This is a genomic window from Micromonospora taraxaci, from assembly GCF_007830095.1.
In the GTDB taxonomy this organism is placed as follows: domain Bacteria; phylum Actinomycetota; class Actinomycetes; order Mycobacteriales; family Micromonosporaceae; genus Micromonospora; species Micromonospora taraxaci.
Genome location: NZ_VIWZ01000001.1, coordinates 5659497 through 5684613, shown reverse-complemented (window position 1 = coordinate 5684613; position 25117 = coordinate 5659497). Strand labels below are relative to the sequence as shown.

The 25117-nt window shown below is 74.0% G+C and carries 19 protein-coding genes, 2 tRNA genes and 1 pseudogene; 11 read left to right on the top strand and 11 right to left on the bottom strand.

The genetic code is table 11. The features are described 5' to 3' along the window. Nucleotides 1–12 precede the first annotated feature (12 nt). The gene (locus tag FHU34_RS25700; RefSeq protein ID WP_145784811.1) at nucleotides 13–969 is read left to right on the top strand and encodes an NADP-dependent oxidoreductase; all 957 of its coding nucleotides are present in this window, start codon (nucleotides 13–15) and stop codon (nucleotides 967–969) included. Between the two features lie 171 nt (nucleotides 970–1140). Here FHU34_RS25700 and FHU34_RS25695 read toward each other — a convergent pair whose 3' ends face one another. Then, entirely contained in the window at nucleotides 1141–1383 is a 243-nt protein-coding gene (locus tag FHU34_RS25695; protein ID WP_091400768.1) for a DUF6458 family protein, read from the bottom strand. Nucleotides 1384–1531: 148 nt separating this feature from the next. Between FHU34_RS25695 and FHU34_RS25690 the strand changes: the two genes are divergently transcribed. Together FHU34_RS25690 and FHU34_RS25685 are read left to right on the top strand one after the other, a co-directional pair. Further along, a tRNA-Gly gene (locus tag FHU34_RS25690) sits at nucleotides 1532–1604 on the top strand. Nucleotides 1605–1652: 48 nt separating this feature from the next. Beyond that, nucleotides 1653–1727 (top strand) — tRNA-Val (locus FHU34_RS25685). 67 nt (nucleotides 1728–1794) lie between these two features. Here the strand turns inward: FHU34_RS25685 and FHU34_RS25680 are convergent. Genes FHU34_RS25680 through FHU34_RS25665 form a run of 4 tightly spaced genes read right to left on the bottom strand, consistent with a single transcriptional unit; the run spans nucleotide 1795 to nucleotide 9392 of the window. After that, nucleotides 1795–4569, bottom strand: coding sequence for an FtsX-like permease family protein (locus FHU34_RS25680; protein WP_244311830.1), 2775 nt, complete (start codon nucleotides 4567–4569; stop codon nucleotides 1795–1797). Further along, complete coding sequence (locus FHU34_RS25675) at nucleotides 4566–7733, bottom strand: FtsX-like permease family protein (protein ID WP_145784809.1); 3168 nt, start codon at nucleotides 7731–7733, stop codon at nucleotides 4566–4568. The genes FHU34_RS25680 and FHU34_RS25675 overlap by 4 nt, the downstream gene beginning before the upstream one ends. A gap of 7 nt (nucleotides 7734–7740) precedes the next feature. After that, entirely contained in the window at nucleotides 7741–8463 is a 723-nt protein-coding gene (locus FHU34_RS25670; RefSeq protein ID WP_145784808.1) for an ABC transporter ATP-binding protein, read from the bottom strand. Next, entirely contained in the window at nucleotides 8460–9392 is a 933-nt protein-coding gene (locus FHU34_RS25665; RefSeq protein ID WP_145784807.1) for an ABC transporter ATP-binding protein, read from the bottom strand. Before FHU34_RS25665 ends, FHU34_RS25670 begins: the two co-directional genes overlap by 4 nt. 226 nt (nucleotides 9393–9618) lie before the next feature. Between FHU34_RS25665 and FHU34_RS25660 the strand changes: the two genes are divergently transcribed. Further along, the gene (locus FHU34_RS25660; protein ID WP_145784806.1) at nucleotides 9619–10611 is read left to right on the top strand and encodes an NAD-dependent epimerase/dehydratase family protein; all 993 of its coding nucleotides are present in this window, start codon (nucleotides 9619–9621) and stop codon (nucleotides 10609–10611) included. A 16-nt stretch (nucleotides 10612–10627) separates the two neighbouring features. Here the strand turns inward: FHU34_RS25660 and FHU34_RS25655 are convergent, their stop codons facing one another. Further along, nucleotides 10628–11602, bottom strand: a complete 975-nt coding sequence (locus tag FHU34_RS25655) for an Acg family FMN-binding oxidoreductase (RefSeq protein ID WP_145784805.1) — start codon at nucleotides 11600–11602, stop codon at nucleotides 10628–10630. A gap of 200 nt (nucleotides 11603–11802) precedes the next feature. On the opposite strand from FHU34_RS25655, the gene FHU34_RS25650 reads away from it, so the two are divergent. Next, nucleotides 11803–12441, top strand: a complete 639-nt coding sequence (locus tag FHU34_RS25650) for a response regulator (protein WP_145784804.1) — start codon at nucleotides 11803–11805, stop codon at nucleotides 12439–12441. 10 nt (nucleotides 12442–12451) lie between these two features. On the opposite strand, the gene FHU34_RS25645 is transcribed toward FHU34_RS25650, so the two are convergent. Further along, nucleotides 12452–14128 carry a sensor histidine kinase gene (locus FHU34_RS25645; protein ID WP_145785802.1) on the bottom strand — a complete coding sequence of 559 codons (1677 nt, stop codon included), beginning with the start codon at nucleotides 14126–14128 and terminating at the stop codon, nucleotides 12452–12454. Nucleotides 14129–14225: 97 nt separating this feature from the next. Then, the gene (locus FHU34_RS25640; RefSeq protein WP_167524978.1) at nucleotides 14226–15209 is read right to left on the bottom strand and encodes an Acg family FMN-binding oxidoreductase; all 984 of its coding nucleotides are present in this window, start codon (nucleotides 15207–15209) and stop codon (nucleotides 14226–14228) included. A 253-nt stretch (nucleotides 15210–15462) separates the two neighbouring features. Between FHU34_RS25640 and FHU34_RS25635 the strand changes: the two are divergent. Then, nucleotides 15463–17325 (top strand): annotated as a pseudogene (locus tag FHU34_RS25635) (heavy metal translocating P-type ATPase); the annotation flags it as partial. Next, entirely contained in the window at nucleotides 17308–17808 is a 501-nt protein-coding gene (locus FHU34_RS33885; RefSeq protein ID WP_280116519.1) for a hemerythrin domain-containing protein, read from the top strand. The pseudogene FHU34_RS25635 and the gene FHU34_RS33885, both read left to right, overlap by 18 nt. A 35-nt stretch (nucleotides 17809–17843) precedes the next feature. On the opposite strand, the gene FHU34_RS25630 is transcribed toward FHU34_RS33885, so the two are convergent. The 3 genes from FHU34_RS25630 to FHU34_RS25620 form a co-directional block, all read right to left on the bottom strand. Continuing rightward, nucleotides 17844–18689, bottom strand: coding sequence for a universal stress protein (locus FHU34_RS25630; RefSeq protein WP_145784801.1), 846 nt, complete (start codon nucleotides 18687–18689; stop codon nucleotides 17844–17846). An 11-nt stretch (nucleotides 18690–18700) separates the two neighbouring features. Further along, nucleotides 18701–21094, bottom strand: coding sequence for a phosphoketolase family protein (locus FHU34_RS25625; protein WP_145784800.1), 2394 nt, complete (start codon nucleotides 21092–21094; stop codon nucleotides 18701–18703). A gap of 64 nt (nucleotides 21095–21158) precedes the next feature. Then, nucleotides 21159–22019 (bottom strand): universal stress protein, encoded by an 861-nt coding sequence (locus FHU34_RS25620; RefSeq protein WP_145784799.1) that lies wholly within the window; start codon nucleotides 22017–22019, stop codon nucleotides 21159–21161. Nucleotides 22020–22172: 153 nt separating this feature from the next. Between FHU34_RS25620 and FHU34_RS25615 the strand changes: the two genes are divergently transcribed. From FHU34_RS25615 to FHU34_RS25600, 4 genes are all read left to right on the top strand, one after another. Beyond that, nucleotides 22173–22409 carry an HTH domain-containing protein gene (locus FHU34_RS25615; RefSeq protein ID WP_007457155.1) on the top strand — a complete coding sequence of 79 codons (237 nt, stop codon included), beginning with the start codon at nucleotides 22173–22175 and terminating at the stop codon, nucleotides 22407–22409. Continuing rightward, nucleotides 22409–22987: a Clp protease N-terminal domain-containing protein gene (locus tag FHU34_RS25610; RefSeq protein ID WP_145784798.1), complete on the top strand. Its 579-nt coding sequence runs from the start codon at nucleotides 22409–22411 to the stop codon at nucleotides 22985–22987. Before FHU34_RS25615 ends, FHU34_RS25610 begins: the two co-directional genes overlap by 1 nt. A gap of 93 nt (nucleotides 22988–23080) precedes the next feature. After that, entirely contained in the window at nucleotides 23081–24085 is a 1005-nt protein-coding gene (locus FHU34_RS25605; protein WP_145784797.1) for a diacylglycerol/lipid kinase family protein, read from the top strand. Continuing rightward, nucleotides 24078–25079 (top strand): YihY/virulence factor BrkB family protein, encoded by a 1002-nt coding sequence (locus FHU34_RS25600; RefSeq protein WP_145784796.1) that lies wholly within the window; start codon nucleotides 24078–24080, stop codon nucleotides 25077–25079. The genes FHU34_RS25605 and FHU34_RS25600 overlap by 8 nt, the downstream gene beginning before the upstream one ends. Nucleotides 25080–25117 lie beyond the last annotated feature (38 nt).

The window sequence follows — 25117 nt, the reverse complement described above, 5'->3', positions numbered from 1 at the left end:
GAGGAGTCGAGCATGAGAGCGGTCGGACTGTTGCGCTACGGCGGGCCCGAGGTGCTGCGGGTGGTCGACCTTCCGACGCCGCACGCCGGCCCGGGGGAGGTCCGTGTCCGGGTACGCGCCGCGGCGGTCAACCCGGCGGACACCCAGATCCGGGCCGGTATGTTGCCGGTGCCACTGCGCGGCAGCGACCCGCTGCTGCCCGGTCACGACATCGCCGGCACCATCGACGAGGTGGGCTCCGGCACCAGTGGCGCACTCGCCCCGGGCGACCCGGTGATGGCCATGGTCAATCCGAGCCGGGAGGCCGGCGGCGGGTACGCCGAGTGGGTCGTGCTCCCGGAGGCCTGGGTGGTGCCCGCTCCGGCGGGCGTGTCACCCGCCGAGGCGGCCACTCTGCCGTTGAACGGATTGACCGCCCTGCACGCCCTGGATCAGTTGCGACTGGAGCCCGGCAGCACCCTCGCGGTGACCGGGGCGGCCGGTGCCGTCGGCGGCTATGCGGTTCAGCTCGCCAAGGCCGCCGGTCACCGGGTGCTGGCCGACGCGGCGCAGGGTGACGTCGACCTGGTCGCCGCGCTCGGCGCCGACGTGACGGTGATCCGAGGGCCGGGCGTCGCCGACCGCCTCCGGGAGCACGCCCCGGACGGGGTGGACGCCGCTGTCGACGCCGCGTTGCTCGGTGGCGCGCTGCTGCCCGCGGTGCGCGAGGGTGGTGCCGTCGCACTGCTGCGCGGCGGGCCCGACCCGGTGCTGCGGGCGCAGGCCGACCAGCGGAAGATCGACATGGTGTCGGCGTTCGTGTACGAGTACGAGGGGCGCCGCGACAAGCTCGACCTGCTTCGGCGACTCGCCGAGGAGGGTGCGCTGACCCTGCGGGTCGCCGGCCGGTTTCCGCCGCAGGAGGCGGCCCGCGCGCACCAACTCCTGGAAGCCGGAGGGGTACGCGGCCGGTTGGTCATCGAGTTCTGATTCCGCCGCCGGCACCACCGGAGCGCGGTGGTCCACTCACCGGCTGCGACGCCTCCCGGCGTCTGCTGCGGCGCGGGGTCGCCGGTGCGACAGGCCGGCCGCCTTCGACGAAGGCGGCCGGCCTGGAATCACGTTGGTCTGGCGGCTCCGCCAGCGGTAGAGCTGGCCGGGTCACAGCGGCGGGGCGATGTCCCGCCGCTCCTCGACCTGGCGGTACTCCACCGGCTGCTCGGTGGTCGTGACCACCTGGCGACGCCGACCCCAGATCAGGGTGGTCATGATCAGGCCGAGCACGCCGGCTCCCATCAGGATCCAACCGACCACGTCGAGGTTGATGCCGCCGACGCTCGCGTCCAGCGCGAAAGTGAGGATCGCGCCGAGCGCGATCAGGAAGATGCTGGTGCCGATACCCACGACAGCCTCCTTAAGGGGGTGTGGTGCGCTGTCGAGCCCTTCAATACCCCGGTGGCGACCAGCGCAATCGCCGGCCGCCCAGGGTGCCGCGCAAAGCGATCTTGGCATCGGGTAGAGTTCACCTGTCGCCGGCGGTTGTCGGGGACGTGCGGACGTAGCGCAGCTGGTAGCGCATCACCTTGCCAAGGTGAGGGTCGCGGGTTCGAATCCCGTCGTCCGCTCGCGATCTGCCCCATCGGGGCCTGACTGCCGGGTTCGGCGGTCGCCACGGGCGATTGGCGCAGTGGGAGCGCGCTTCCTTGACACGGAAGAGGTCACTGGTTCAAACCCAGTATCGCCCACCATCCATACGCAGATCAGCTGGCCCGTTACCGGACATCCGGTAACGGGCTTCGCCGTTCCGGCAGCCTGTCACTCGCCGGCGCGGAGAACCTCGCTCAGCCGGTCGCGTCGCCGCAACGCCGACTCGACAGGTACGACAGTGGTGGCCGCCGCCAGCAGCACCACGCTCACCAGGCCCAGCAGCCACCACGGCAGGACCGCCGTCGGGTCGGCGCCCTGGCCGGTGAGCAGCCGCAGGTCGAGCGGGCCGAGCGTCAGATGTGCGAGCAGGGCCGCGAGCAGCGGACCGCACACCGCGGCGACCACTACCGGTGGCAGCACCTCTCCGGCGGCGACCCAACGGGCGTCGCGTGGTCGCAGGCCGAGGGTCCGCAGCCGGGTCAGGGTCTGCCACCGCTGCGCAGCCCCTGCGGCGGCGGCGAGCGTGAGGCCGAGCAGCCCCAGCGCCAGCAGCACCGCGGCGGCCGTCCACGCCAGCCGGAGGAGCCCCGCGGTCAGTGGAGCCACTCGCTGCGCCCGCAGGACGTCCGCGCGCAGTACGACGTCGGCGGCGACGCCGCTGTTCGACACGGCCTGCGCCGCGCCGGGGCCGGTCACCCAGACGGTGTTCGGAACGGCGGGCAGCCCGGCGTCGGCGAGGGCCGTGGCGTCCACGATGACGACGTCGGCGGCACCGCCGACGGAGGGAGCGGTGCCGACCGCAGCGAGACGGATCGTCGGTGCGCCGTCGCGGGGTAGCTGCAGCCGCGTGCCGGTCCGCAGAGCGCCGTCGCCCGATCGGACCAGCGCCGGGACGTCCCCGGCGCCAGGACCAGGTGCCGTGAGCCGGGCCAGCGCCGGCGCGTCCGGCAGCGGAGTGGTGGCCAGCAGGCGCTGGAACGCGGCCGTGTCCACGATGACCAGTCGTGGGGTGAGCAGTGTCGATTCGCTGAAGAGGCGTGCGGAGTCGGTCACCTGCGCGACGACGACCTGCCCCACCCCGGGTGCGGCGGCGATGCGCTCGGCCAGCGCGGGCGTGGCGGCCTCGGCGTCGGCGCCGACGTCGAGGCGGGCGTCGGCGCCGACGGTGCTCCACGCGCCGTCGCCCAGACCTCGGGTGACGGTGGTGCCGAGGATGAGCGCGAACGACGCGAGCGCCGTGGTGCTGACCAGCACCAGGAGCGGCAGCGCGCGTCCGGCCGTCGTGGCCGCCTGGGCGGCACCGAACACGGCCAGCGGGCGGCGCGAGCGCAGGGCCCGTCGGAGCGCGAACCGCGTCCCGAGGGGCAGCAGTCGGAGCAGGAGGAGCGCGCCGACGAGCGCGCCCAGCGCGAGGGCGCTGATCGGCAGGATCAGGTCGCCGGTCAGCTCGCCGGTGTCGTCGTCGGAGGCGACGGGCAGGAGCCCGCGTTGGTGCAGTGTGACGAAGGCGGCGACCGCGGCGATCAGGACAGCGGCTTCGACGGCGGCGCGGCGCAGTTGGCCGGTGGCCCGGATCCAGCGTCGAGCGGCCGGGTTGGCGGGTTGACGTCGGTCGCGGCTGGCACGGGCGGCGGCGAGGGTGCCGAACGCCGGCCCGGCGACGGCACCCGCCAGGACCACGGGAACGGCCCAGGCCCAGGAGACGCCCGGAACGGCGGCGCGGGCGAGCGCGAGCCCGACGGCGGCGGCCGACAGGGACACCACGGTGGACTCGACGATCAGTTCCGCGCCGACGTCGGGTATCGCCGCCCCACGCTGCCGGGCGACGCTCAGCGCCGGGGTACGGCGGCGGACCAGCAGATCGGCGGCGAGCAGCAGGACCAGTACCGTGGCGGTCAGCACCCCGGCGAGCAGGACGGCGGCCTGTGCGGAGGCGGCGCTGATCTGCGTACGGGCGTCGCGCAGCGCGGTGTCGAGCTGCGATTCCCACCTCAGGGACTGGTCGCGGTCGCTCGATGCGCCGGAGGTGGCCTTGAGCTTGACCACCTGGCTGGCGAGCGCGGCGGTGGCGTCCCAGGTGAGCGCGCCGGGAACGGGTGCGAAGTGGACGGTGCGCCGCAGTTGGTCCTCGTCCACGGCGAGCCGGGCGTCCGGTAACGACTCGCGGGACAGCAGGCCGCCGAAGCGGGTGATCCCCACGCCGTCGACGCCGGGCGTCGGGCGCAGGAGCGCCGGGGCGAGTCGCCAGGCCGGGTCGTCGCTGTCCGCGGGTCGGTAGATCCCGCTGATCCGGACGTCCGTGTCGCGCCCCTGGCCGTCCTTGACCGGGATGCGATCGCCGGGGCCGAGGTCGAGCGCGGCGGCGTCCGCCTCGGAGAGACCGACCTGCACCGGCCAGGGCGGTCCGTCGTAGGGGGTCTCCACGTATTCGTCGGCGACGGCGGGGCCGGGCGCGCCGCCGGCGATCCAGGCCACGTCCGGGCCGTCGAGGTCACCGGCCAGGTAGGTGAACTGGAAGGTCCGCGGCACGGTGCCGTCGGTGATGTTGAGGATCGGACCGTTGACGACGGTGACGGGCGGGAGCAGCGCGGCGTCCAGGTCGGGCCCGAGCGCGGACGTCACCCGGGCGCGGAAGTCGTCGACGCCCTCGGCGAGGCGGGGCATCCGGACCCGTCCGCCGGTCGGCCCGTCGTCGCGTTCCCAGTCGGCGTGCGCGAGGACGTTCGCGTCGGGGCCGGCGCGGCGGACCGTGTCCTGCACGGCGTCGTCGGCGGCGGCGCGGAGCAGCGCCGGTGCTGCTCCGGAGAGCAGCGCGACGGTCGCGATGACGGCGGCGGTGAGCAGCAGCGGTCCGGCGTCGGTACGGCCACGGCCACGGATGCTGGGCCAGTGCAGCGCCGGCAGTCGGCGGGTCAGCCACCGGCGGGTCAGCAATCGTTTCACGGTGCCACCCGCAGGTGTGCGGCGTCGGCCCGGCGGACCTGGACGGTGACCACGACGGCGACCGCCAGCATGCATCCGGCCAGCAGTACGGCGAGCAGCGCGGCCTCGGCCGGCCACGGCCAGTGTGGATGAGCGGCCGGGACGGGCGCGGCGCCGGTGTCGGAGCGCACCAGCAGGGGAGCGACGACGCCGGTGGCGAGCGCGCCGACGGCCGCGCCCGCCGCGAGCAGGGGCAACAGGACACCGGCGTGCTGGCCGAGCAGAACGGCCCGGATGCCGCGCCGGGACATTCCCAGGCCGCGCAGCCGCGCCACCTCGACGGCGCGGACCTGGAGGTCACAGGTGACGTGCAGGACGACGCCGGCGAGCAGCAGCAGGGCCGCGGCCGGGACGATGAGCCGCAGCGCGGCCGGCAACCCAGCCTGGAGCGGACCACCGATGAGGCGGGCGGTCTCCGCTTCGCGGGTCGCGACGGTCCCCAGGTGCAGGTCGGCGGCCCGTTCGGTGGCACCGGGCCCGGCCGGGTGACCGACCCACCAGGCATCGACCGGGAACGTCAGGTCGCCGGTGACGACGCGTGCGCGGGACAGCGTGTCCAGGTCGGCGAGGACGGCGACGGCGCCGGGGGCGGACGGCACGGTCGGCACGACCTCGGCGACGACGACCGGGACGGGCGTGATGCCGACTGTGACGCTGAGCCGGCTGCCCCGGTCGGCACCGACCTCGCTGGCAAAGCGCTCGGAGACCGCGACGGGCACCCGGCCGGGGTCCGGGAAGGCGGTGGCGACGAGGGTCCGGGCGGCGTCCTCGGCACCGCCGAGGTCGACTGTCGCGGCCATCCGCAGCGTCGTTCCCGTTGGCGTGGCGGACACCAGGGCGGTCGGGTCGGTCACCTTGCCCGGGACCGGCGGCGCGGACGTGGCGGTCCAGTCCGATCCGTCGGTGGACTCCGCCGCCGATCCGGCGGGCGGCACGGTGAGCGTGACGGCCATGGCGACGCGTCCGCCGACCGGTTCGGCGGTGACCGGCAGAGCGACCGCGACGAGGCGCAGCCCGTCAGCCGTCGCGCAGGCGGGCAGTCGGACCTCCCGGCCGTCGAGCGGTACGGCGGGACCGGTACAGGACGTGCGGAGGCCGATGGCGTCCTGCAGCAGCAGCCGGGGCGTCACGGCGAGCGGGGTGCCGCCGGTGGTGGTCCCGCTCAGGACGAGCGGGGCGCCGGTCGGGATGGCGAGGCCGGTGACCCGGGTGCGTGGGGCCAACGCGGCGCCCACGTCCGCCCAGCCGCTGTCGCTGTCCAGCCGTCCGCGCAGCAGCGCGTCGGCGCGGGTGGTGTCGACGGCGACCAGGCGTGGCGCGTTGCCGGCGGTGCCGAGCCACTGACCGACTGAGGTACCACGGCTGAGGACCGGACTCACCACCCCCGCGGTGGCCGCGCTGACGACCGCGCCGTCTCCGGCCACCGGTGTCGTGGTGAGGGTGAGGGCGAGGTCGGTGCCGACGGAGACCGCGGCCTGGTCGCGCTGCGACTGGTGCCAGGTGGTGTCGAAGGCGAGGCCGAAGGTTCCGGCCGCGCAGGCCAGCCCGACGAGCAGCCCGGCGGCGACCGCCTGGGGACGGCGGGCGGCCTCGGCGACAGCCAGTGGAAGCGCCAGCCCGCGGGCGCGGTACGCCAGCCGGTCGACGCCACGCAGGGCGGGCAACACCACCCGGAGAGCCAGGGCGGCGCCTGCGGTGAGCAGCAGCGCCGGCGCGAGCACCCGCACCGCGTCGGCGCGTGGGCTGGCGGCGGTGGGCTGCGCGTACAGCTGCCACCATCCGACGGCGGCGAACACCGCGAGCATCAGGTCGGCGCCGGACCGGGCCAGCAGTTCGCGGCGGGTGCGCCGGTCGCCGGCCGCCGGGACGGGCCGGATCGCCAGGACGGTGAGGACGGCGGCGAGTACCAGCGCGCCGCCGGCGACCGCGAGGACCTGGGCGCCGATGATGGCCGGCCGGGCGGTCAGGCCGACGCCGTCCAACGGCGGTAGGTGGGTCAGGCCGGCGTGCAGGGCCGACGAGGCCGGTATCGCGAGCGCGGCGGCGACGACGGCGACGAGTCCGGCCTCGAGTGTCGCGGTGGCGGCGAGCTGGCGACGACTGGTGCCCAGGGCGGACCGCAGGGCGGTCTCGTCGGAGCGTAGGCCAGCGGTCAGTCGGCCGGCGAGGACGAGTGCCGTAGCGGCCAGCACACCGCCGAGGACGGCGACGGCGAGCACGACGGCGGCGGTAACACGCCGTTGGTCGTCGGCGGCCCGTAGGGTCAGCGGCAGCTCGGAGGAGACACGGGCGAGCTGGACGCGGTCGCCGAGGGTGCCGGCCAGCCGGCGGTCGGCACTCTGGACGGCCCCGGCCACGGCCTCCAGGTCGCGGCGGTTGTTGTGGGACAGGTCCGGATGGGCGGTGACCTCCATCCGGTCGACGGTGGCACCCGTGGTGACCAGGTCGGCGAGGTCGACGAGGAACGGGCCGTAAGCGTTGACCGGCTGCATGAACCGGCCGTCCCGGTAGCCGATGGCCGAGCCGGCCGCGGCCAGCGGGTCGCGGTCCCAGCCGCGCCCCGGCAGCGGGCGTACGACACCGACGACTGTCACGTCGAGGGCCGGGACGGGCGGGTGGGCCAGCTCGGCGCCGAGTCGCACCCGGCGACCGGGGGTGAGGTCGAGCAGCTGGGCGGTGGACTCCAGCAGCACCGCGTCGCCCGGCTGTCGTGGCCAGTGCCCGGTGACCAGCTCGGCTCGGGTCGGCAGATCGTCCAGCCCGGACAGGTACGCCTGGGCCCCGACGGTGGTGCCCGGGGCGAGCGTGGGCGGTAGCGCTCGCAGCACCGTCGACGCCCGCGCGGTCGTCGTCACCGGGAGCGGTGCGAGCGCGGAGGTCACTGCGGTGCGGGTGTCGGCGGCGACGGAGGACACGTCCGGGCCCTCGACAGTGCCGGTGTAGACGGTCACGTCGACGGCGGCGGGGGCGGCGCGGGCCATGGCGACCTGCAGCGCCCGCTCGGCGGTGCGGGTGACCAGCAGGGTGCAGGTGCCCAGCAGTGTCGCGCCGATCGTGACGACCCCGAGGAGCGCGGCCAGCAACGGCCACTGCGCGCGGGCGCGCCGGCTGACCAGCCTCAGCATCGTCGCGTCACCTGACGTCCGGCACGGGCTGGTACGACTGCCCGGCGGCCTGTTCGTCGAGGTGCCCGTCGTGGATGCGGATCACCCGGTCGGCCAGGGCCATCATCACCGCGTCGTGCGTCGACACCAGGACGGTGACGCCTTCGGACTCCACTATGCCGCGCAGCAGGGCCATCACCGACAGGCCCGTCTCGGCGTCCAGTTGCCCGGTGGGCTCGTCGGCGAGCAGTAGGCGGGGCGAGGCGGCCAGCGCGCGGGCGATCGCCACCCGCTGCTGCTGGCCGCCGGACAGCTCGGCCGGACGCTGCCCGGCGTGGTCGGCCAGGCCGACCAGCTCCAGCAGCAACTCGACCCGCCGCTCGCGATCGGCCGGGGCGACACGGGCCAGCCGCAGCGGGGCGGCGACGTTCTCCGCGGCCGACAGCACCGGGATCAACCCGAAGCTCTGGAAGACGTACGACAGCTTCTCGCGCCGCAGTCGGGACAGGCCGTCCTCGTCGAGCGCGGTGACGTCGGTGCCGTTGACGTGCACGGTGCCGGCGTCCGGGCGGTCCAGGCCGCCGATGACGTTGAGCAGGGTGGTCTTGCCCGAGCCGGACCGGCCGACGAGCGCCACCATGGAACCGGCGGCCACGTCGAACGACACGCCGCGCAGGGCGTGGACGACGGTCGGCCCGGTCTGGAAGCGCCGGTGTACGCCGCGCACGCGCAGCAGCGGTTCGCTGCTCATTCGCCGTTTCCCGAATCGGGGCGGATCGTGATGTGGTCGGGTTCCAGGGCCAGCCGGACCCGTCGGGTCAGCGCCAGCGCCTGGCGGAACTCGCGGGGCACCTGGACCCGCCCGGCCCGGTCCATCACGGCGTACTCCTCGGCGATCGTGTGTGTGTCGCCCGCCGCGTCGGTGGTGGTGCGGCGCAGCACCTCGCTGCTGGTGCGTCCGTCCCGGATCGCGATGGTCCGTTCGACCTGGCCGCTGACCTCGGGGTCGTGGGTCACCACGACGACGGTGACGCCGTACCGTCGGTTGACGTCCCGCAGCACGCCGAAGACCTCCGCGGACGTGGCGGCGTCCAGCTCGCCGGTCGGCTCGTCGGCGAGCAGGACCTGCGGCTGGTTGGCCAGTGCCACCGCTATCGCTACCCGCATCTGCTGCCCCCCGGAGAGCTGCCCGGGACGCCGATCGGCGCAGTCGGCGACACCGAGGCTGTCCAGCAGGTCCGCCGCGCGTTCCCGGCGCTCCTCCTTCGCGGTGCGCGCCGCCGCCATCGGCAGGTCCACCATCTCCCGTGCGGTCAGGTAGGGGATCAGGTTGCTCGCCGTCTGCTGCCGTACGAACCCGACGGTGTGCCGCCGGTAGTCCACCCGGTCCGCGCGGGACATCGTCAGCAGATTCCACTTGTCGACCCGGACCCGCCCGGCGGTGGGGGCGTCGATGCCGGCCAGGATGGACAGCAGCGTCGACTTGCCCGACCCGGAGGCACCGACGACGGCTACCAGCTCACCGCTCTCCACGGCGAGGTCCAGCCCCTGCAATGCCTGCACCTCGATCGAACCGGTCTGGTAGATCCGCACCAGGTTCTCGCAGACGATGAGCGCGTCCCGGCCGAACTCGGGTGCCCGCGCGGATGGCTGTGGCAGGGACAGCGGGGTGCTGGTCATTCCCTTCTCCGTCCTCGTGCCGACGTCGAGCCACCACATGCGCCGAGCGCCTCGATTGCCCGTCCTGACGCAGATTGAAGCAGCTTCGCAATCGGCGGCTTCGTTGACCATGCCCCTGGGCGGCTATCCTGCATCCTGGGCTGAGGCCTGCGGTTCTGCCACGGGCAGATCCGCTACCGGTGAAACGGGGTGCCGCCCGCCGACCCGTGCCGGCAGGGTGGCGTGCATGAGACTGCTGGTGCTGGGCGGAACGGGCTTTGTCGGCGGAGCCACGGTCACCGAGGGCGTACGCCGTGGTTGGTCGGTGACGGTGTTCAACCGCGGGCTGCACGGGGTGGTGCCTCCTGGCGTACACCGGTTGCGGGGTGACCGCACCGCGCCGGACGGCCTGGCGGCGCTGGCCGGCGGTGACTGGGACCTGGTGGTGGACACCTGGGACGGTGCGCCGCGCGCCGCCCGCGACGCCGCCCGTGTCCTCGCCCATTCGGTGGGCCACTACGTGTACGTGTCCAGCGGTTCGGTCTACCGCGACCCGTCGGCGCACGGGCTCGACGAGGACTCCCCGGTGGTGGACGCCGACGCGGACTCTGTCGACGGCGACTATCCGCAGCTCAAGGCCGGTGCCGAACGTGCCGTGCGAGAGGTGTTCGGCGACCGGGCGCTGATCGCCAGGGCCGGTCTGATCCTGGGTCCGGGGGAGGACGTCGGCCGGCTGCCGTGGTGGCTGCGGCGCGTCGAGCGCGGCGGTGACGTGCTCGCGCCCGGGCCGGCCGGCCTGTCGGTGCAGTACGTCGACGTCCGCGATCTGGCGGGGTGGATGCTCGACGCGGGCGCCCGGCGGCTGGGCGGCACTGTCAACGCGGTCGGTCGTCGCGAGCAGACCACGATGGGTGAGCTCCTCGACGCGTGCGTGGCCGTCACCGGTGCTGATGCCCTGCTGCGCTGGACCGATCCGGCCCGGATCGTCGCCGCCGGTGTGCAGCCGTGGAGCGACCTGCCGATCTGGATGCCGACCGGCCACCCGTACCGGGGGCTGTTGGAGCAGGACGTGACCCGCGCCCACGCCGCCGGGTTGACCTGCCGGCCGGTGGCCGAGACCGTCGCCGACACCTGGCAGTGGCTGCGCGAGGTCGGTGCCGTTCCGCCGCGCGCCGGGCGACCGCATCGCAGCTCGATCGGGTTGGACCCGACCCGGGAGGCGGCGGTGCTCGCCGCCTGACCGCGTCGGTCGCGGCTCAGGCCGGCACCGCCGGCAGGTCGAGCACCTCGTTCACGTCGCGCCGGGGGGTCGGTCGGCCCGGCTGGCCGTACCCGATCCGCAGCACCATCTGTGGCGTGCCGAACCGCCCCAACGACAGCCGCAGCTGCTCCCGTGCCGTCGGCACTTCGATCGGTTGGGAGAGCATCGACACGCTGAGCCCGGCGTCGGTGGCGACGAGCAGCAACCGTTGCAGGGCCTGGCCGGCGATCACCTGGTCCACTGCCGTGTTGCCGAACGAGCCGAGCACTCCGACGAGGGGCTCCGGCTCGAAGTCACGCCCCGCGGCGCGGTCGCGCCCACCGAATCCGCGCGTCGGTAGGACGTCCTGCGGCTCGCCCTGCGGACCCCCGGCCGAGGCGGGTACGCCGTCCGGCGCCGGCTCCCGACGCAACCACCGCTCGCTCTCCGCCCGGTACGCCGGGTCCCGCTCCAGCACCCGGTGTGCGCTGCGGGCGATCTCGCCGAACGCGGCGACCGCGCTCACCCCGATCAGCAACTCCAACCAGCACTGCTCGGCACGAGCGGCCTCGCCGAGGCGCCACCGGACGTCGGCCGGCACCCGGTCCGGCCAGAACGGCAGCCGGTTGCTGAACCGGCGGGGGATGGCCGCGTACAGGCTCTGCTCGGCCAGGGACGGACGACGCGGGGTGTCCGGCACCAGCCGGGCCAGCAGGTCCGGTTCGGCCGGGTCGGGGCGCAGTCGGACCCGGGCCGGGATTGCGGCGACCGCCAGCGCCATCCGCAGGTTGAACAGCGCCGCGCCGCAGGCGATCCGGACACCCCAGCCGCTCGGGTCGGTCGCCGGCAGCCGTCGGGTCGGGTCGGCGAGCACCTCGATGCCGCCGTCGCGCAGCCGCAGCCGCCACGGCTGGGTGTTGTGCAACGACGGCGCCCGGACCGCGTCCACGGCGGCGGCCCGTAGCTGGGCTTCGGTGTAGCCGATGTCCATGGCGGTGCTCCTTTCCCGGCGCGCCGGCGGCTGACGGTGCCGTTGCGGCTGGCGTACCTCCACGTTGCGCCGTCGGGTCGGCCGGGGAGCAGGGCCGGACGTCCCGACCGGTCGGGCCCGACCGCCCCCGAACGTCGGCTCGACCCGGTCGGGACCTTCGGCCCGTGCGGCGCGATGGGGTACGGGGGTAGAAACGAAGGATGATCCGCGTCTTCCTCCTCGACGACCACGAGGTCGTCCGCCGTGGCCTGGCCGACCTGCTGCAGAGCGGCGGCGACATCGAGGTGGTCGGCGAGTCCGGCTCCGCGCAGGAGGCGGTGCGCCTCATCCCGGCGTTACGGCCCGACGTGGCGATCCTCGACGCGCGGCTGCCCGACGGCAACGGCATCGACGTGTGCCGTGACGTCCGCGCCGTCGACTCGTCCATCAGGGGCCTGATCCTCACCTCGTACGAGGACGACGAGGCGCTGTTCGCGGCGATCATGGCAGGCGCCGCCGGATACGTGCTCAAGCAGATCCGGGGCACCGACCTGGTCGACGCGGTGCGGCGGGTGGCGGGCGGGCAGTCGCTGCTCGACCCGGCGATCACCGCTCGGGTGTTGGAGCGCATCCGCAACGGGGTCGAGCAGCCGCGCGAGCTGAGGTCACTCACCGAGCAGGAGCGCCGGATCCTGGAGTACGTGGCGGAAGGGCTCACCAACCGGGAGATCGCGGCCAAGATGTTCCTGGCGGAAAAGACGGTGAAGAACTACATGTCCAGCGTGCTGGCCAAACTGGGCCTGGAGCGCCGCACCCAGGCCGCCGTCCTGGCCACTCGCCTGCTCGGCAAGACCCCCTGACCCGGGCCGCTCAGTCGCCCAGCGGCACGGACCAGCTCACCTCGGCGCCGTGCGGCTCGACCGGGCGGATGGTGAAGGTGCCGCCGTGCCCCTCGGCGCGTTCACGCAGGTTGACCAACCCACCCCGGGCGGCGGCCGGGTCACAGCCCACCCCGTCGTCGGTGACCGTCACGCTCACCCGCCCGGCGTCGACGCGTACGGCGACGGCCACCCGGGTGGCCTGCGCGTGGCGGACCGTGTTGGACAACGCCTCGCGCAGCACCGCGGTGAGATCCGGGCGGATGGCGTCCGGCACGGCGCTGTCCACCGGGCCGGTCACCTCCAGGTGCGGTGTGAAGCCCAACGACTCGGCGGCCAGCTCGATCGCCTCACGGATCTCGGTACGCAGCGCGGCGCTCATCGGCGTCCGCAGCTCGAAGATGGTCCGGCGGATGTCCCGGATCGTGGCGTCCAGATCGTCGACGGCCGTGTTGATCCGCTTGGCCACCTCCGGTCGCCCCATCATCGGCGCGGCGCTCTGCAGTTGCAGGCCGGTGGCGAAGAGCCGCTGGATCACCACGTCGTGCAGGTCACGGGCGATCCGCTCGCGGTCCTCCAGGACCACCAGCAACTCCCGTTCCTCCTGACCGCGCGCCCGTTCCATGGCCAGCGCCGCCTGACCGGCGAAGCTGCCCAGCAGGGCCACGTCGTCCTCGCTGCTGACACCGCCGCGATCCGTGCGGTGTGCCACGACCAGAACGCCGTGCAGCGTCTCGGCGGTCGCCAGCGGTGAGATCACCGCCGGCCCGGTGCGCAGCAGAGCCGGCCACGGCGCGGCGTGCGCCAGGTCGTCCACCCGGTCGTGGCGGCCCTCGGCGACCGCCGCGCCGAAGCTGGTGTCGGCCACCGGCAGGACCGTGCCGACCAGTGCCTGGGCCTGCGCGTCGGCACCGTCGACCACCTCGACGGTGAACTGCGCGAGGTCGGCGTCGTAGAGCAGCACCAGCGCCAGCTCGGCCTCGGCGACCTCCCGGGCTCGGCGGGCGACAAGTGCCAACGCGTCGGTACGGCGTACCTCGCCGAGCAGCACCGAGGTGATCTCGGCGGTGGCCGCGAGCCACCGTTCCCGCCGGTGCGCCAGCGCGTAGAGGCGGGCGTTCTCGATGGCCACGCCAGCGGCGGCGGCGAGCGCGACGACGATCTCCTCGTCGTCGTCGGTGAACTGCGCTCCGCCCTGCTTCTCGGCCAGGTAGAGGTTGCCGAACACCTGGTCGCGGATGCGCACCGGCACGCCCAGGAAGCTGTGCATCGGCGGGTGGTTGGCGGGGAAACCGTAGGAGCGGGGGTGCTTGGTGATGTCCGGCATCCGCAGCGGTCGCGGCTCGTCGATGAGCAGACCGAGCACTCCCCGCCCGTGTGGCAGGTCGCCGATCTTCGCGTGCTGCTCCGGGGTGATGCCGTGCACGATGAAGTCGTGCAGCAGCCGGTCCGGGCCGAGGATGCCCAGGGCGCCGTACCGGGCCCCGACCAGGTCGCAGGCGGACCCGACGATGCGTTGCAGGGTGGTCCGCAGGTCGAGGTTGCTGCCGATGCCGACCACCGCGTCGAGCAGGGCACGCAGCCGCTCCCGGCTGGTGACGACGTCACCGACCCGCTCCAGCATCTCCTGGAGCAACTCGTCGAGGTGGACCCGGGACAGTGGGCTCAAGCCGAGCGACGGGGTCGCCGAAGGGTCCTGACGAGGCGGCGGCACGCTGCTGGTCACCGGGGGATGGTAGCGCCGGTGACCTCGCCGGCAGAGCCCCTCAGCGGACGGCGGAGGTGTCGACCACCTGCGCGGTGGTCAGCCGCGGCGTGTGCGGTGGCCCCGCGTGTGCGGGGTCCGCGATGCCCAACCGGAGCACCAGGTACGGGAAGCCGATCCCGGAGAGCAGCTGACGCAGGGTCTGCCGGGTGCCCGGCACCTCCACCACCGCGCTGAGCGGCACCACCGACACGCCGAGGCGGGTGGCGGTGAGCCATCCGGCGGACAGGGCCTCGCCCGCGCGCAGCCAACTGTCCGGTACGTCCTCGTCGCCGTGCAGCATCGCGTACGCCGCCGCCTGGTCGTGCCCGGGGCCGATGGGCAGGCTGCCGGGGCGGCCGAAGTCGCGGCCCGGCACCGTGGTCTGCGCGGGCTGCTCGGGCAGCACCTCCGCCGTCAGCCCGGTGCCGGCCTCGGCCCGGTTCGTCCAGTACGCCAGCTCGGCGCGCAACTCCGGATCTTCCGCCTCGACCGTGTCGGCGTGCCCGGCGGTGGCGGCCAGCTCCAGCACCTGGTCGCGGTCGAGGATCTGCAACCGGCCGCCCTCGCCGGTCACCGCGCGGGTGATCTGTTCGATCGCGGAGGTCGGCACCGGCTCGTCGCTGACCGGCCGCCGGTCGGTGTGCCGCACCTGCATGCACTGCACGAGGCGCATGGCGTCCGGGTCGGCCGGGACGCGGCTGAGGTCGGTCAGCCGGGCCAGCAGCTCACCGTCGTCCGGGTCAGGCCGCCGTTCCACCACGGCGCGCCATCCCTGCGCGGCCAGCGCCACGCGGGCGTGGTGCAGGGCGGTGCCGCAGCTGACCGCGAGCAGCCGGCCCTCCGGGTCGGAGGCGGCGAGCTGCCGGTCGGCGACGGAGCGAAGTTCCAGCGCATCGGGCAGCACCCGCCAGCGCCACGGCTGGGTGTTGTGCACCGAGGGGGCGTGGCCGGCGGTGGCGGCGGCCTCCGCCAGCGCGGTGGCCGGCTGGCTCTCCTGACTCATGGTCACGACCTTTCCGTCTCTACTCATCGTGCCTCACGATGCGGTGCCGCGCGGTGGGTTGCCGTTCCATCCTGGCGGCATCGGGCGTGGTGAGGCAGGGGCCGTAGGTCCCGTCGCACCGGGTCGTCCCGCCCGCCCAGCCCGACCTCACCCCACCGAGCCACCAGCCCCGGGCCACCAGCCCGCACCCGGCCGCCGGGCGAATCGGGCGGTGTCGGGTCGATGCGACGCTGTGGGCTGCGACGATGCGCAGATGGCAGCGGAGTCGACCGAGTGCGTCGACCAGCAGCCGGCGCGCAGCCGCGTCCGGCGGTGGTGGGCGTGGACGCCGCTGCTCGGGCTCGGCGTCGCGGTACTCGCCGGTGCCGCGCTGCGGGTCGCCGGGCAGCGGGACACGGCCGAGGTGATCTGGGCGGCCGTCACGGTGGCCGCGCTGCTCCCCGCCGCGTGGTCGATGCTGCGCTCGTTGTGGCACCGGCACTTCGGCGTCGACGTGATCGCCGTGCTGGCCCTGGCTGGCGCGCTCGCGGTCGGGGAGTACCTGGCCGGGGCGGTGATCGCGGTGATGCTGGCGACCGGACGCTCGCTGGAGGCGTACGCGCAGCGCCGCGCCACCCGGGACCTGCGGGCGCTGCTGGCCCGGGCCCCGCGTACCGCCCGCCGACGCGGCCCGGGAGGCGCGATCGAGGTGGTGCCGCTGGATCGGGTGGAGGCGGCGGACCGGCTGCTCGTGGGGCCCGGCGACGTGGTGCCGGTCGACGGGACCGTCGACGAGGCGGCCACCCTGGACGAGTCGGTGGTGACCGGCGAGTCGCGGCTGGTCCAGCGGGCGGCCGGGGAGTCGGTGGCAAGCGGCGTGGTGAACGCGGGGGCCGCGTTCGGGATGCGGGCGGTGCGGAACGCGGCGCAGAGCACGTACGCCGGCATCGTGCGGCTGGCCGAGGAGGCGACCGCGCACAAGGCCCCGATGGTCCGGCTGGCCGACCGGTACGCCGCCGCGTTCGTGCCGTTCACGCTGGTCCTGGCCGGGCTGGCGTGGCTGCTCTCCGGTGACGTGGTCCGGGCGGTCGCGGTGCTGGTGGTGGCCACCCCGTGCCCGCTGCTGCTGGCCACCCCGATCGCCATCGTCTCCGGGCTGTCCCGGGTGGCCCGGCGTGGTGTGCTGGTCCGCGACGGCGGCTCGCTGGAACTGCTCGGCCGGGCCCGAACCCTGCTGGTGGACAAGACCGGCACGCTCACCGCCGGCCACCCGCGTGCCGCCGAGACGGTCGTCGCGCCGGGCGGCGACCGGGACGAGGTGCTGCGGCTGGCGGCCTCGGTGGAACAGCTCTCCCCGCACGTGCTGGCCGCCGCGCTGGTCCGGCAGGCCCGGGAGCGCGGGCTGGCGCTGACCGAGCCGACCGACGTGACCGAGGAGCCGGGCCGAGGGGTCAGCGGCCGGGTGGACGGCCGGTTGGTCCGTGTCGGTCAGTTCACGGGCGAGCTGCCGGAGTGGGCGGACCGGGCGCGGGCCCGCACCGAGCTGGCCGGCTGGTCGGCGGTGTGGGTCAGTGACGACGGCGGGGTGCTCGGCGCGATCCTGCTGGAGGACCCGGTACGCCCCGACGCCCGCCGGACCGTGCGCCGGCTGCGAGCGGCGGGGCTGCGGCGGATCGTGCTGGTCACCGGCGACCGTCCGGCAACCGCCGCGCAGGTCGCCGCGACCGTCGGCGTGGACGACGTCCTGGCCCGCTGCACACCGCAGGAGAAGGTGGCCCGGGTTAAGGAGGAGGCCGCCCGGGCGGTCACCGTGATGGTCGGCGACGGGGTGAACGACGCGCCGGCGCTGGCCGAGGCGCACGTGGGTGTGGCGATGGGTGCCACCGGGGCGACCGCCTCGGCGGATGTGGCGGACGCGGTGCTCACCGTGGACCGCCTGGACCGGCTCGCCGACGCTGTGGAGATCGCCCGGTACGCCCGTCGGATCGCCGTGCAGAGCGCCACCGTCGGAATGGGGCTGGCCGTGCTGGCGATGCTCGTGGCGGCGGCTGGTCGGCTCCCCCCGGTGGCCGGCGCGTTCCTTCAGGAGGGCATCGACGTGCTGGTCATCCTCAACGCGTTGCGGGCCCTGCGGGGTGGACTGCGCCGCCGCGAGGTCGCACCGCGTACCCGGGAACTGCTCGCCCGCGCCGCCCGGGAACACCAGGCGGTACGCGGTGTGCTGGCCGGGCTGCGCGACACCGCCGACCTGGTCGCCACCGAACCGGCCTCGCCGAGGTGCCTGCCGGCGGTACGCGAGACGCACCGCCGGCTGACCGAGCAGGTGCTTCCGCACGAGGCCGCCGAGGATCGAGAGCTCTACCCCGCGCTGGCCGAGCCGCTGGGCAGCGGCGAGGCGACGTCCACGATGAGCCGCGCGCACGTGGAGATCCGCCGCCAGGTCGACCTGCTCGGCGTCCAACTGGGGCAGACCGACGATGGGCGGCTTCGTCCGGACCAGGTTCCCGACCTGCTCGCGAGCCTCTACGGGCTGGACGCCGTGCTCCGCCTGCACCTGGCGCAGGAAGAGGAGGAGTTCTTCACCCTCGACCCGACCGAGCCGGTGCCCGAGCGCCGCTGACCCCGGTGCCGCACGCGGGCGGCCCCGGGTGTGCCTCAGCGTTCCCGGACCACAGCGACCGGGCAGTGGGAGTGCTGGATCAACTGCTGGCTCACCGAGCCGAGCAGCATTCCGGCCAACCCGCCCCGGCCCCGACTGCCGACCACCACCAGCCGCGCGTCGCGGCTCGCCTCGATCAGCATCGACGCCGGGCTGCCCCCGACGAGGTCGACGGTGATGTCCAGCTCGGGAAACGTCCGCCTCCACGGCTCCAGCGCCGCCTCGACGGACGCCCGCTCGTCGGGGACCCCGGCCGCCCCGCCGGGGCCGGGTGTCCAGGCGTGCAGCACGCGCAGGGGCACCTGCCGTTGCGCGGCCCGTTCGGCCGCGAAACCGAGCGCCACCAGCGACGCGTCCGAGCCGTCCACGCCGACCGCCACCGGGCCGACCGGCCCGCCGGCCGTCCCGTCCCGAACCACCACGACCGGGCAGTGTGCGTGCGCCGCCACCGACACCGCCGTCGACCCGGCCAGCAGACCACCGAAGCCACCGTGCCCCCGACTGCCGAGCACCAGCAGGCTCGCCTCCGCTGAGCGCTCCTGCAACACCAGGGCAGGCGGCCCGTCGTACACCTCGCCGGTGACCGTCAGGCCGGGGTTCGCTGTGGCGGCGTCGCCCGCCGTGGTGCGGACCAGGTCGTCGACCTGCCGGCGAGCGGTGTCGTCCGGCCAGACCCCGGGTGCCACACCCGGACCGACCCAGCCGGCGACTGTCAACCACTCGAAGACGTACGCCAGCCGCACCGGTTGGCCGCTGTGCCGACCTTCCTCCAGCGCCCAGTCGAGGGCCACCGACGCGTCGGTGGAGCCGTCGTAGCCGACCAGGATCTCCGCGTCGCGCACGTCGTCCTCCTTCAGGGGTTGGTCGGGTCGGTTTCGCGGACCCAGCGCCACTCGGCGACCTGGGGGTCGTCCTCGCCGTACTGGCGGGTGTAGTCGCGGGCCGCCTGCCGGGCGTCGGCCATCTGCTGGCGCAGGTGCGCGGCGCGGGCGGCCAGGCCCGGCACCCGGTCGATGACGTCGATGACCAGGTGGAAGCGGTCCAGGTCGTTGAGCATCACCATGTCGAACGGGGTGGTGGTGGTGCCCTCCTCCTTGTAGCCGCGCACGTGCAGGTTCTCGTGGTTGGTGCGGCGGTAGGTGAGTCGGTGGATCAGCCACGGGTAGCCGTGGTACGCGAAGATGACCGGCCGGTCCGCGGTGAAGATGGTGTCGAACTCCTTGTCGGTCAGGCCGTGCGGGTGCTCGGTGTCCGGTTGGAGTCGCATCAGGTCGACCACGTTGACCAGTCGCACCTTCAGCTCCGGGAGGTGCTGGCGCAGCAGCTCGACGGCGGCCAGAGCCTCCAGGGTGGGCACGTCCCCGCAGCAGGCGAGCACCACGTCCGGCTCGCTGCCGCCGTCGTTGCTGGCCCACTCCCAGATGCCGAGGCCGCGTCGGGTGTGCTGGATCGCCTCGGTCATCGTCAGCCAGTTCGGCGCGGGCTGCTTACCGGCGACGACCACGTTGATGTAGTGCCGGCTGCGCAGGCAGTGGTCCATCGTCGCGAGCAGGGTGTTGGCGTCCGGCGGCAGGTAGACCCGTACCACTTCGGCTTTCTTGTTGACCACGTGGTCGATGAAGCCCGGGTCCTGGTGGGAGAACCCGTTGTGGTCCTGACGCCACACGTGGCTGGACAGCAGGTAGTTCAGCGAGGCGAGCGGCTGCCGCCAGGGGATGGCCCGGGTCACCTTCAGCCACTTGGCGTGCTGGTTGAGCATCGAGTCGACGATGTGGATGAACGCCTCGTAGCTGGTGAACACGCCGTGCCGGCCGGTGAGCAGGTAGCCCTCCAACCAGCCCTGGCACAGGTGCTCGGAGAGCACCTCCATGACCCGGCCGTCGGGGGAGAGATGGTCGTCGCCGGGCACCGTGGCGGCCACCCACGCACGGTCGGTCACCTCGAACGCGGCACCCAGCCGGTTGGAGGCGACCTCGTCCGGGCCGAACAGCCGGAACGTCTGCGGGTTGGCGCTGATGACGTCACGGATCCACGGCCCGAGCGCACCGGTGGCACCGGCCATCGGCTGACCCGGCTCGGGGACCTCCACCGCGTAGTCGCGGAAGTCCGGCAGGGTCAGGTCGCGCAGCACCACGCCGCCGTTGGTGACCGGGTTGGCGCTCATCCGCCGGTCCCCGCGCGGCGGCAGGGTCCGCACCTCGTCGACCGGTGCGCCGGTCGCGTCGAACAACTCCTCCGGTCGGTAGCTGCGCAGCCACCGCTCCAGCTCGGCCAGGTGGGCGGGGTTGTCGCGGACGCCCGACAGCGGCACCTGGTGGGCGTGGAAGGTGCCTTCGACCTGGGCGCCGTCGACCTCGCGTGGGCCGGTCCAACCCTTCGGCGTCCGCAGGACGATCATCGGCCAGCGGGGGCGTTCGACGACGCCCTGCGAGCGGGCTCGCCGCTGGATCTCGGCGATCTCGTCCAGCGCGCGGTCCATCGTCGCGGCGAGGATGCGGTGCACCTGGGCGGGGTCGTCACCGGCCACCACGTACGGCTGGTAGCCCGACCCGCGCAGGAGGTCGAGCAGGTCGGCCTCGGGGATCCGGGCCAACACGGTCGGGTTGGCGATCTTGTAACCGTTGAGGTGCAGGATGGGCAGCACCGCGCCGTCGCGCGCCGGGTTGAGGAACACGTTGGAGAGCCAACTTCCGGCCAGCGGCCCGGTCTCCGCCTCACCGTCGCCGATCACGCAGGCCACCACCAGGTCCGGGTGGTCGAACGCGGCGCCGTAGGCGTGGCTCAACGCGTACCCCAGCTCGCCGCCCTCGTGGATCGAACCCGGCACGTCCGCCGCGACGTGGCTGGGGATGCCGCCCGGGAAGGAGAACTGGCGGAACAGCCGGGACATCCCGGCCTCGTCGCGCGCCACGTCGTGGTACCGCTCCGACCAGGTGCCCTCCAACCAGGTGTTGGCCACGATCGCCGGGCCGCCGTGGCCGGGGCCGGTGACCAGCATGGCGTTCAGGTCGCGCGCCACGATCACCCGGTTGAGGTGGGCGTAGATCAGGTTGAGCCCGGGGCTCGTGCCCCAGTGCCCGAGCAGCCGGGGCTTGATGTCGTCGGCGGTCAGCGGCTCGCGCAGCAGCGGGTTGTCGAGCAGGTAGATCTGCCCGACGGTCAGGTAGTTCGCCGCTCGCCAGTAGGCGTCCAGCCGGCGCAGCTCCTCGTCGGTCAGAACGCGGTGTGTGTCGAGAGCGGTATCCATGATGCTGCCTCTCGCGGGTAGGGGGCTTCCGGGCTTCAGCCTCGCCGCTGCGGACGCCCCGGGTTCAGGGCCGTTGGTCCCGCTTCGGGTGGGCGTCGGGCCCGGTCAGCGGCTTCTCGGCCAGGCCACGAACGACGACGACCGGTGCCGGTGAGTGGTAGAGCAGGGACTGGGCGACAGCGCCCAACATGGCTCGGCCCGGTTCGTCGCCACGGGCGGCGACGAGCACCACCTGTGCCGACCGGGATGCCTCGATCAGGACCTCGGCGGGATCACCCCGGACGACACGGCACTCGACGGGCACCGAGCCGTGGCTGCCGACGTGCTGGGTCAGCGCCTCGTTGAGCTGTTCGGCGACCGCGTCGGTGTCCTCGTCGTGCTCCACCGCGCGCAGCGCCACCAGCCGGCCGTCCCGGCGGGCCGCACACTGCAGGGCCCATTGCAGCGCGAGGTGCGAGCTGGGCGAGCCGTCCACCCCGACCAGCACCGGGCCCTGCGGCGGTGGCTCGCGGCGTACCACGAGCAGGGGGCAGCCGGCCCGGGCGGCCAACTGCACGGCGGGGGTCTCGGCCGGTACGCACTGACCGCTGCCGGCCATCCCGCTGTCGCCGACGGCCAGCAGGAAGGCCGTCTCCGACCGGCGGATCAGGGTGGGCAGCATGGCGCTCTCGACGATCTCGCTGCGGACGGTGAGCTCCGGCTCGGTCTGGTGGGCGAGCTGGGCCGCCGTGGTGATCAGCTTTTCGGCCTCGTCGCGGGGTGCGGCGACGGTGTCGGCGGCGAAGGCCGCGTGCCAGTCGAAGGTGTGCAGCAGGTGCAGTGGCCGGTGGTGTCCGGCGGCTTCCTGCGCGGCCTGTTCGACGACCGGGAGGTCGAGTGTCGACCCGAGGCCGACCAGCACCGCCGCGTCGGCGGGTACGGCCATCCGATATCACCTCCCGGGCGTCGCGCCCGGCACGACCACGCTGTCCCTGACCGAGGGTAGTCGGGCGAGCACGGTGGCGGGGTGGATCGGCCGGCACCGCGGTCGCGTCAACTGGGGTTGACACGAGTTGCGCTGTCAACGTATGTTGACGGCATGAGTCAGGCGACAGAACTCGCGGCGGCAGCCGGCAGCACCGACCCCCGGGTCGGGCTGCGTGCCGTCCGCGCGCTACGCCGGCTGCTCGAGCGGCTCGAGGTGGTCCAGGTGGACAACGCCCGACGACAGGGCTGGTCCTGGCAGGAGATCGCCGACGCGCTCGAGGTCAGCCGGCAGGCGGTCCACAAGAAGCACGCCGGGCGACCGGCGGTCAACTCATCCTGGGAGGCGTGATGTTCGAACGGTTCACCGACCGGGCGCGCGACGTGGTGCGGCGGGCACTGGAGGAGGCACGGGTCGAGGGTCAACGGCCGGTGGGCACAGAACACCTGCTGCTCGCCCTCCTCGCCGACGACGCGGGCCTGGCCAGCCGGGTGCTCGCCGACGCCGGTGTGCGCGCCGACGACCTGCGTGAACGCGTACGCCGGCACACCACCACCGGTGGCGTCGGCCTCGGCGACGCCGACGCGGCGGCCCTGCGGGAGATCGGCATCGACCTGGCCGCGATCGTGGCCCGCATCGAGCAGTCCTTCGGCCCGGACGCGCTACGCGAGGCAGTGCCGGCGCCGCGCCGCCGCTGGGGGCGCAAGCGGTACCTCGGCGGCCCCTTCTCGCCCCGGTCCAAGAAGGTGCTGGAGCTGTCCCTGCGGGAGGCGCTGCGTCTGCGTCACAAGCACATCGGCACCGAGCACATCCTGCTCGGGGTTCTCCGGGAGGGGCACGGGCTGGGCGCGCTGGTGCTCACCGAGTCCGGGATCAACCTCGATGATCTGCGCCGTCGGGTGGAGGTCGCGCTCCGGGCGGCGGCCTGACGGGTGAGCGCGCGTTGAAACCTGTCTGTGGTGCTTCCGACGCCGCCGGGTCGCCGGGTCGCTGAAGCCGTCCGGTTGCTGCACACTGGCGCCGTGGATGCTGGACACGACAGGCGGCCCTCGGGCGGCGACGGCGGGCTGCGCTCCGCCGTGGTGGTCAACCCGGTGAAGGTCGACGATCTCGACGAGCTGCGCCGGACCGTCGACGACGCCCTCGCCGCGGCCGGCTGGCCCGCGCCGCAGTGGTACGAGACCACCCCCGACGACCCTGGCCGGGGCCAGACCGAACAGGCCGTCAAGGACGGCGTCGACCTGGTCTTCGCCTGCGGAGGCGACGGCACCGTGATGTCCTGTGTCAGCGCGCTGGTGGGCACCGACGTGGCCCTGGCCGTGCTGCCCCAGGGCACCGGCAACCTGCTCGCCGCCAACCTGGGCCTCTCCACCGACCTGGCCGCCGGGTTGCAGGTCGCCGTCGAGCGGGGCCGACGACTGCTCGACGTCGGCGCCGTCGAGGACAAGTACTTCACAGTGATGGCGGGCATGGGCTTCGACGCCCAGATGCTCGAAGCCACCAACGAGACCACAAAGGCCCGCATCGGCTGGCCCGCGTACGTGATGGGCGCCGCCCGCCACCTGCGGGACCGGCCGATGCGGGTGCAGATCCGCATCGACGACCGCCCACCGGTACGCCGCCGGGCCCGCTCGGTCCTGATCGCCAATGTCGGCCGACTCCAGGGCGGCGTCACACTGCTCACCGAGGCCGAGCCGGACGATGGTTGGCTCGACGTCGCAGTGCTCACCCCGCACAACCTGCGGCACTGGCTCGCGCTCGGCTGGGCGGTGGTCCGCCGCCGCGGTGAGGTGCCCCGGATGGAGGTCTTCCGCGGCAAACGCGTGGTGATCATCAGCAACCGGGCCCAGCCGCGTGAGCTGGACGGCGACCTCATCTCCCCGGGCCGGCAGCTCCGGGCGGAGATCCGACCGGAGTCGCTCTGGCTCTGCGTCCCCCAGCCCGAGGACGCACCTGACCTGGCCGTCGACGCGCAGGGCGCCGGGAAGCGGGGCGAGCAGCTGATCGAGGAAGCGCGCCGTGAGTAGCACCAAGATCGTGCCGGAGACCCGGCTGATGGCCGACGAGGAGCTGTCCGCCGACGACGCCTGGCACACACTGCGCCGGCAGGGCGGCTGGCACCTGCTGCGCGACGCGTTCATCAGGTTCCGCTACGGCGACGGCTTCAGCCACTCCCGGGCCTTCGCGCTGCAACTCTGTCTCGCCGTGGTGCCGTTCCTGATCGCCCTCACCGGGCTGATCAGCGAGCTGGGCGTCGAGGAGGGCGGCCGGGTCGTCGCCGACACCGTGCTGGCGCTCACCCCCGGTCAGAGCGCGGAGGTCGTCGGCGACCTGCTCGGCGAGGGCGAACGCGTCGAGGACGCCGGCGAGCTGGCACTGACCCTCGGTCTGCTCACCGGCCTGTTCGCGCTGACCACCACGATGGCCCAGATCGAGCGGGGCGCCAACCGCATCTATGGCGTCGAACGGGACCGCCCGGCGCTGCGCAAGTACCTCCGCGCCGCCGTGCTGGCCGTCACCGCCGGCCTGCCCGCCCTCGCCGGCTTCCTGATCCTGGTCGGCGGCGGCGCGATGGGCCGCTCGGTGCGAGAGCACTACGAGTGGGGCGCGCTCGCCAACGTCATCTGGGACGTGGTCCGCTTCCCCCTCAGCCTCGGGCTGACCGTCCTCGCCGTGGCCGTGCTGTTCCGGCACGCCCCGCGTCGCAACCAGCCCGGCCTGTCCTGGCTGTTCTTCGGCGCCGGCATCGCCACGGCCCTGTGGTGGCTGGCCAGCCTGCTGCTCGCCGCGTACGTGCGGTTCAGTGACGGTTTCGGGCAGACCTACGGCGCGTTGACCGGCATGATGGCGCTGCTGCTCTGGGCCAACCTGACGGGCATGGCGCTCTTCGGCGGGCTGGCGTTCGCCGCCCAACTGGAGGCGCTGCGCATCGGTGTCCAGGAGCCGGCCCAACCGGACCTGTGGGAGCCCGACACCGACCGGGCCGAACTGCTCGACACCGGGGACATGACAGCCCTGTAGCGACGCCTCGCGTGTACGCGTGACGCGGATCGGGTAAA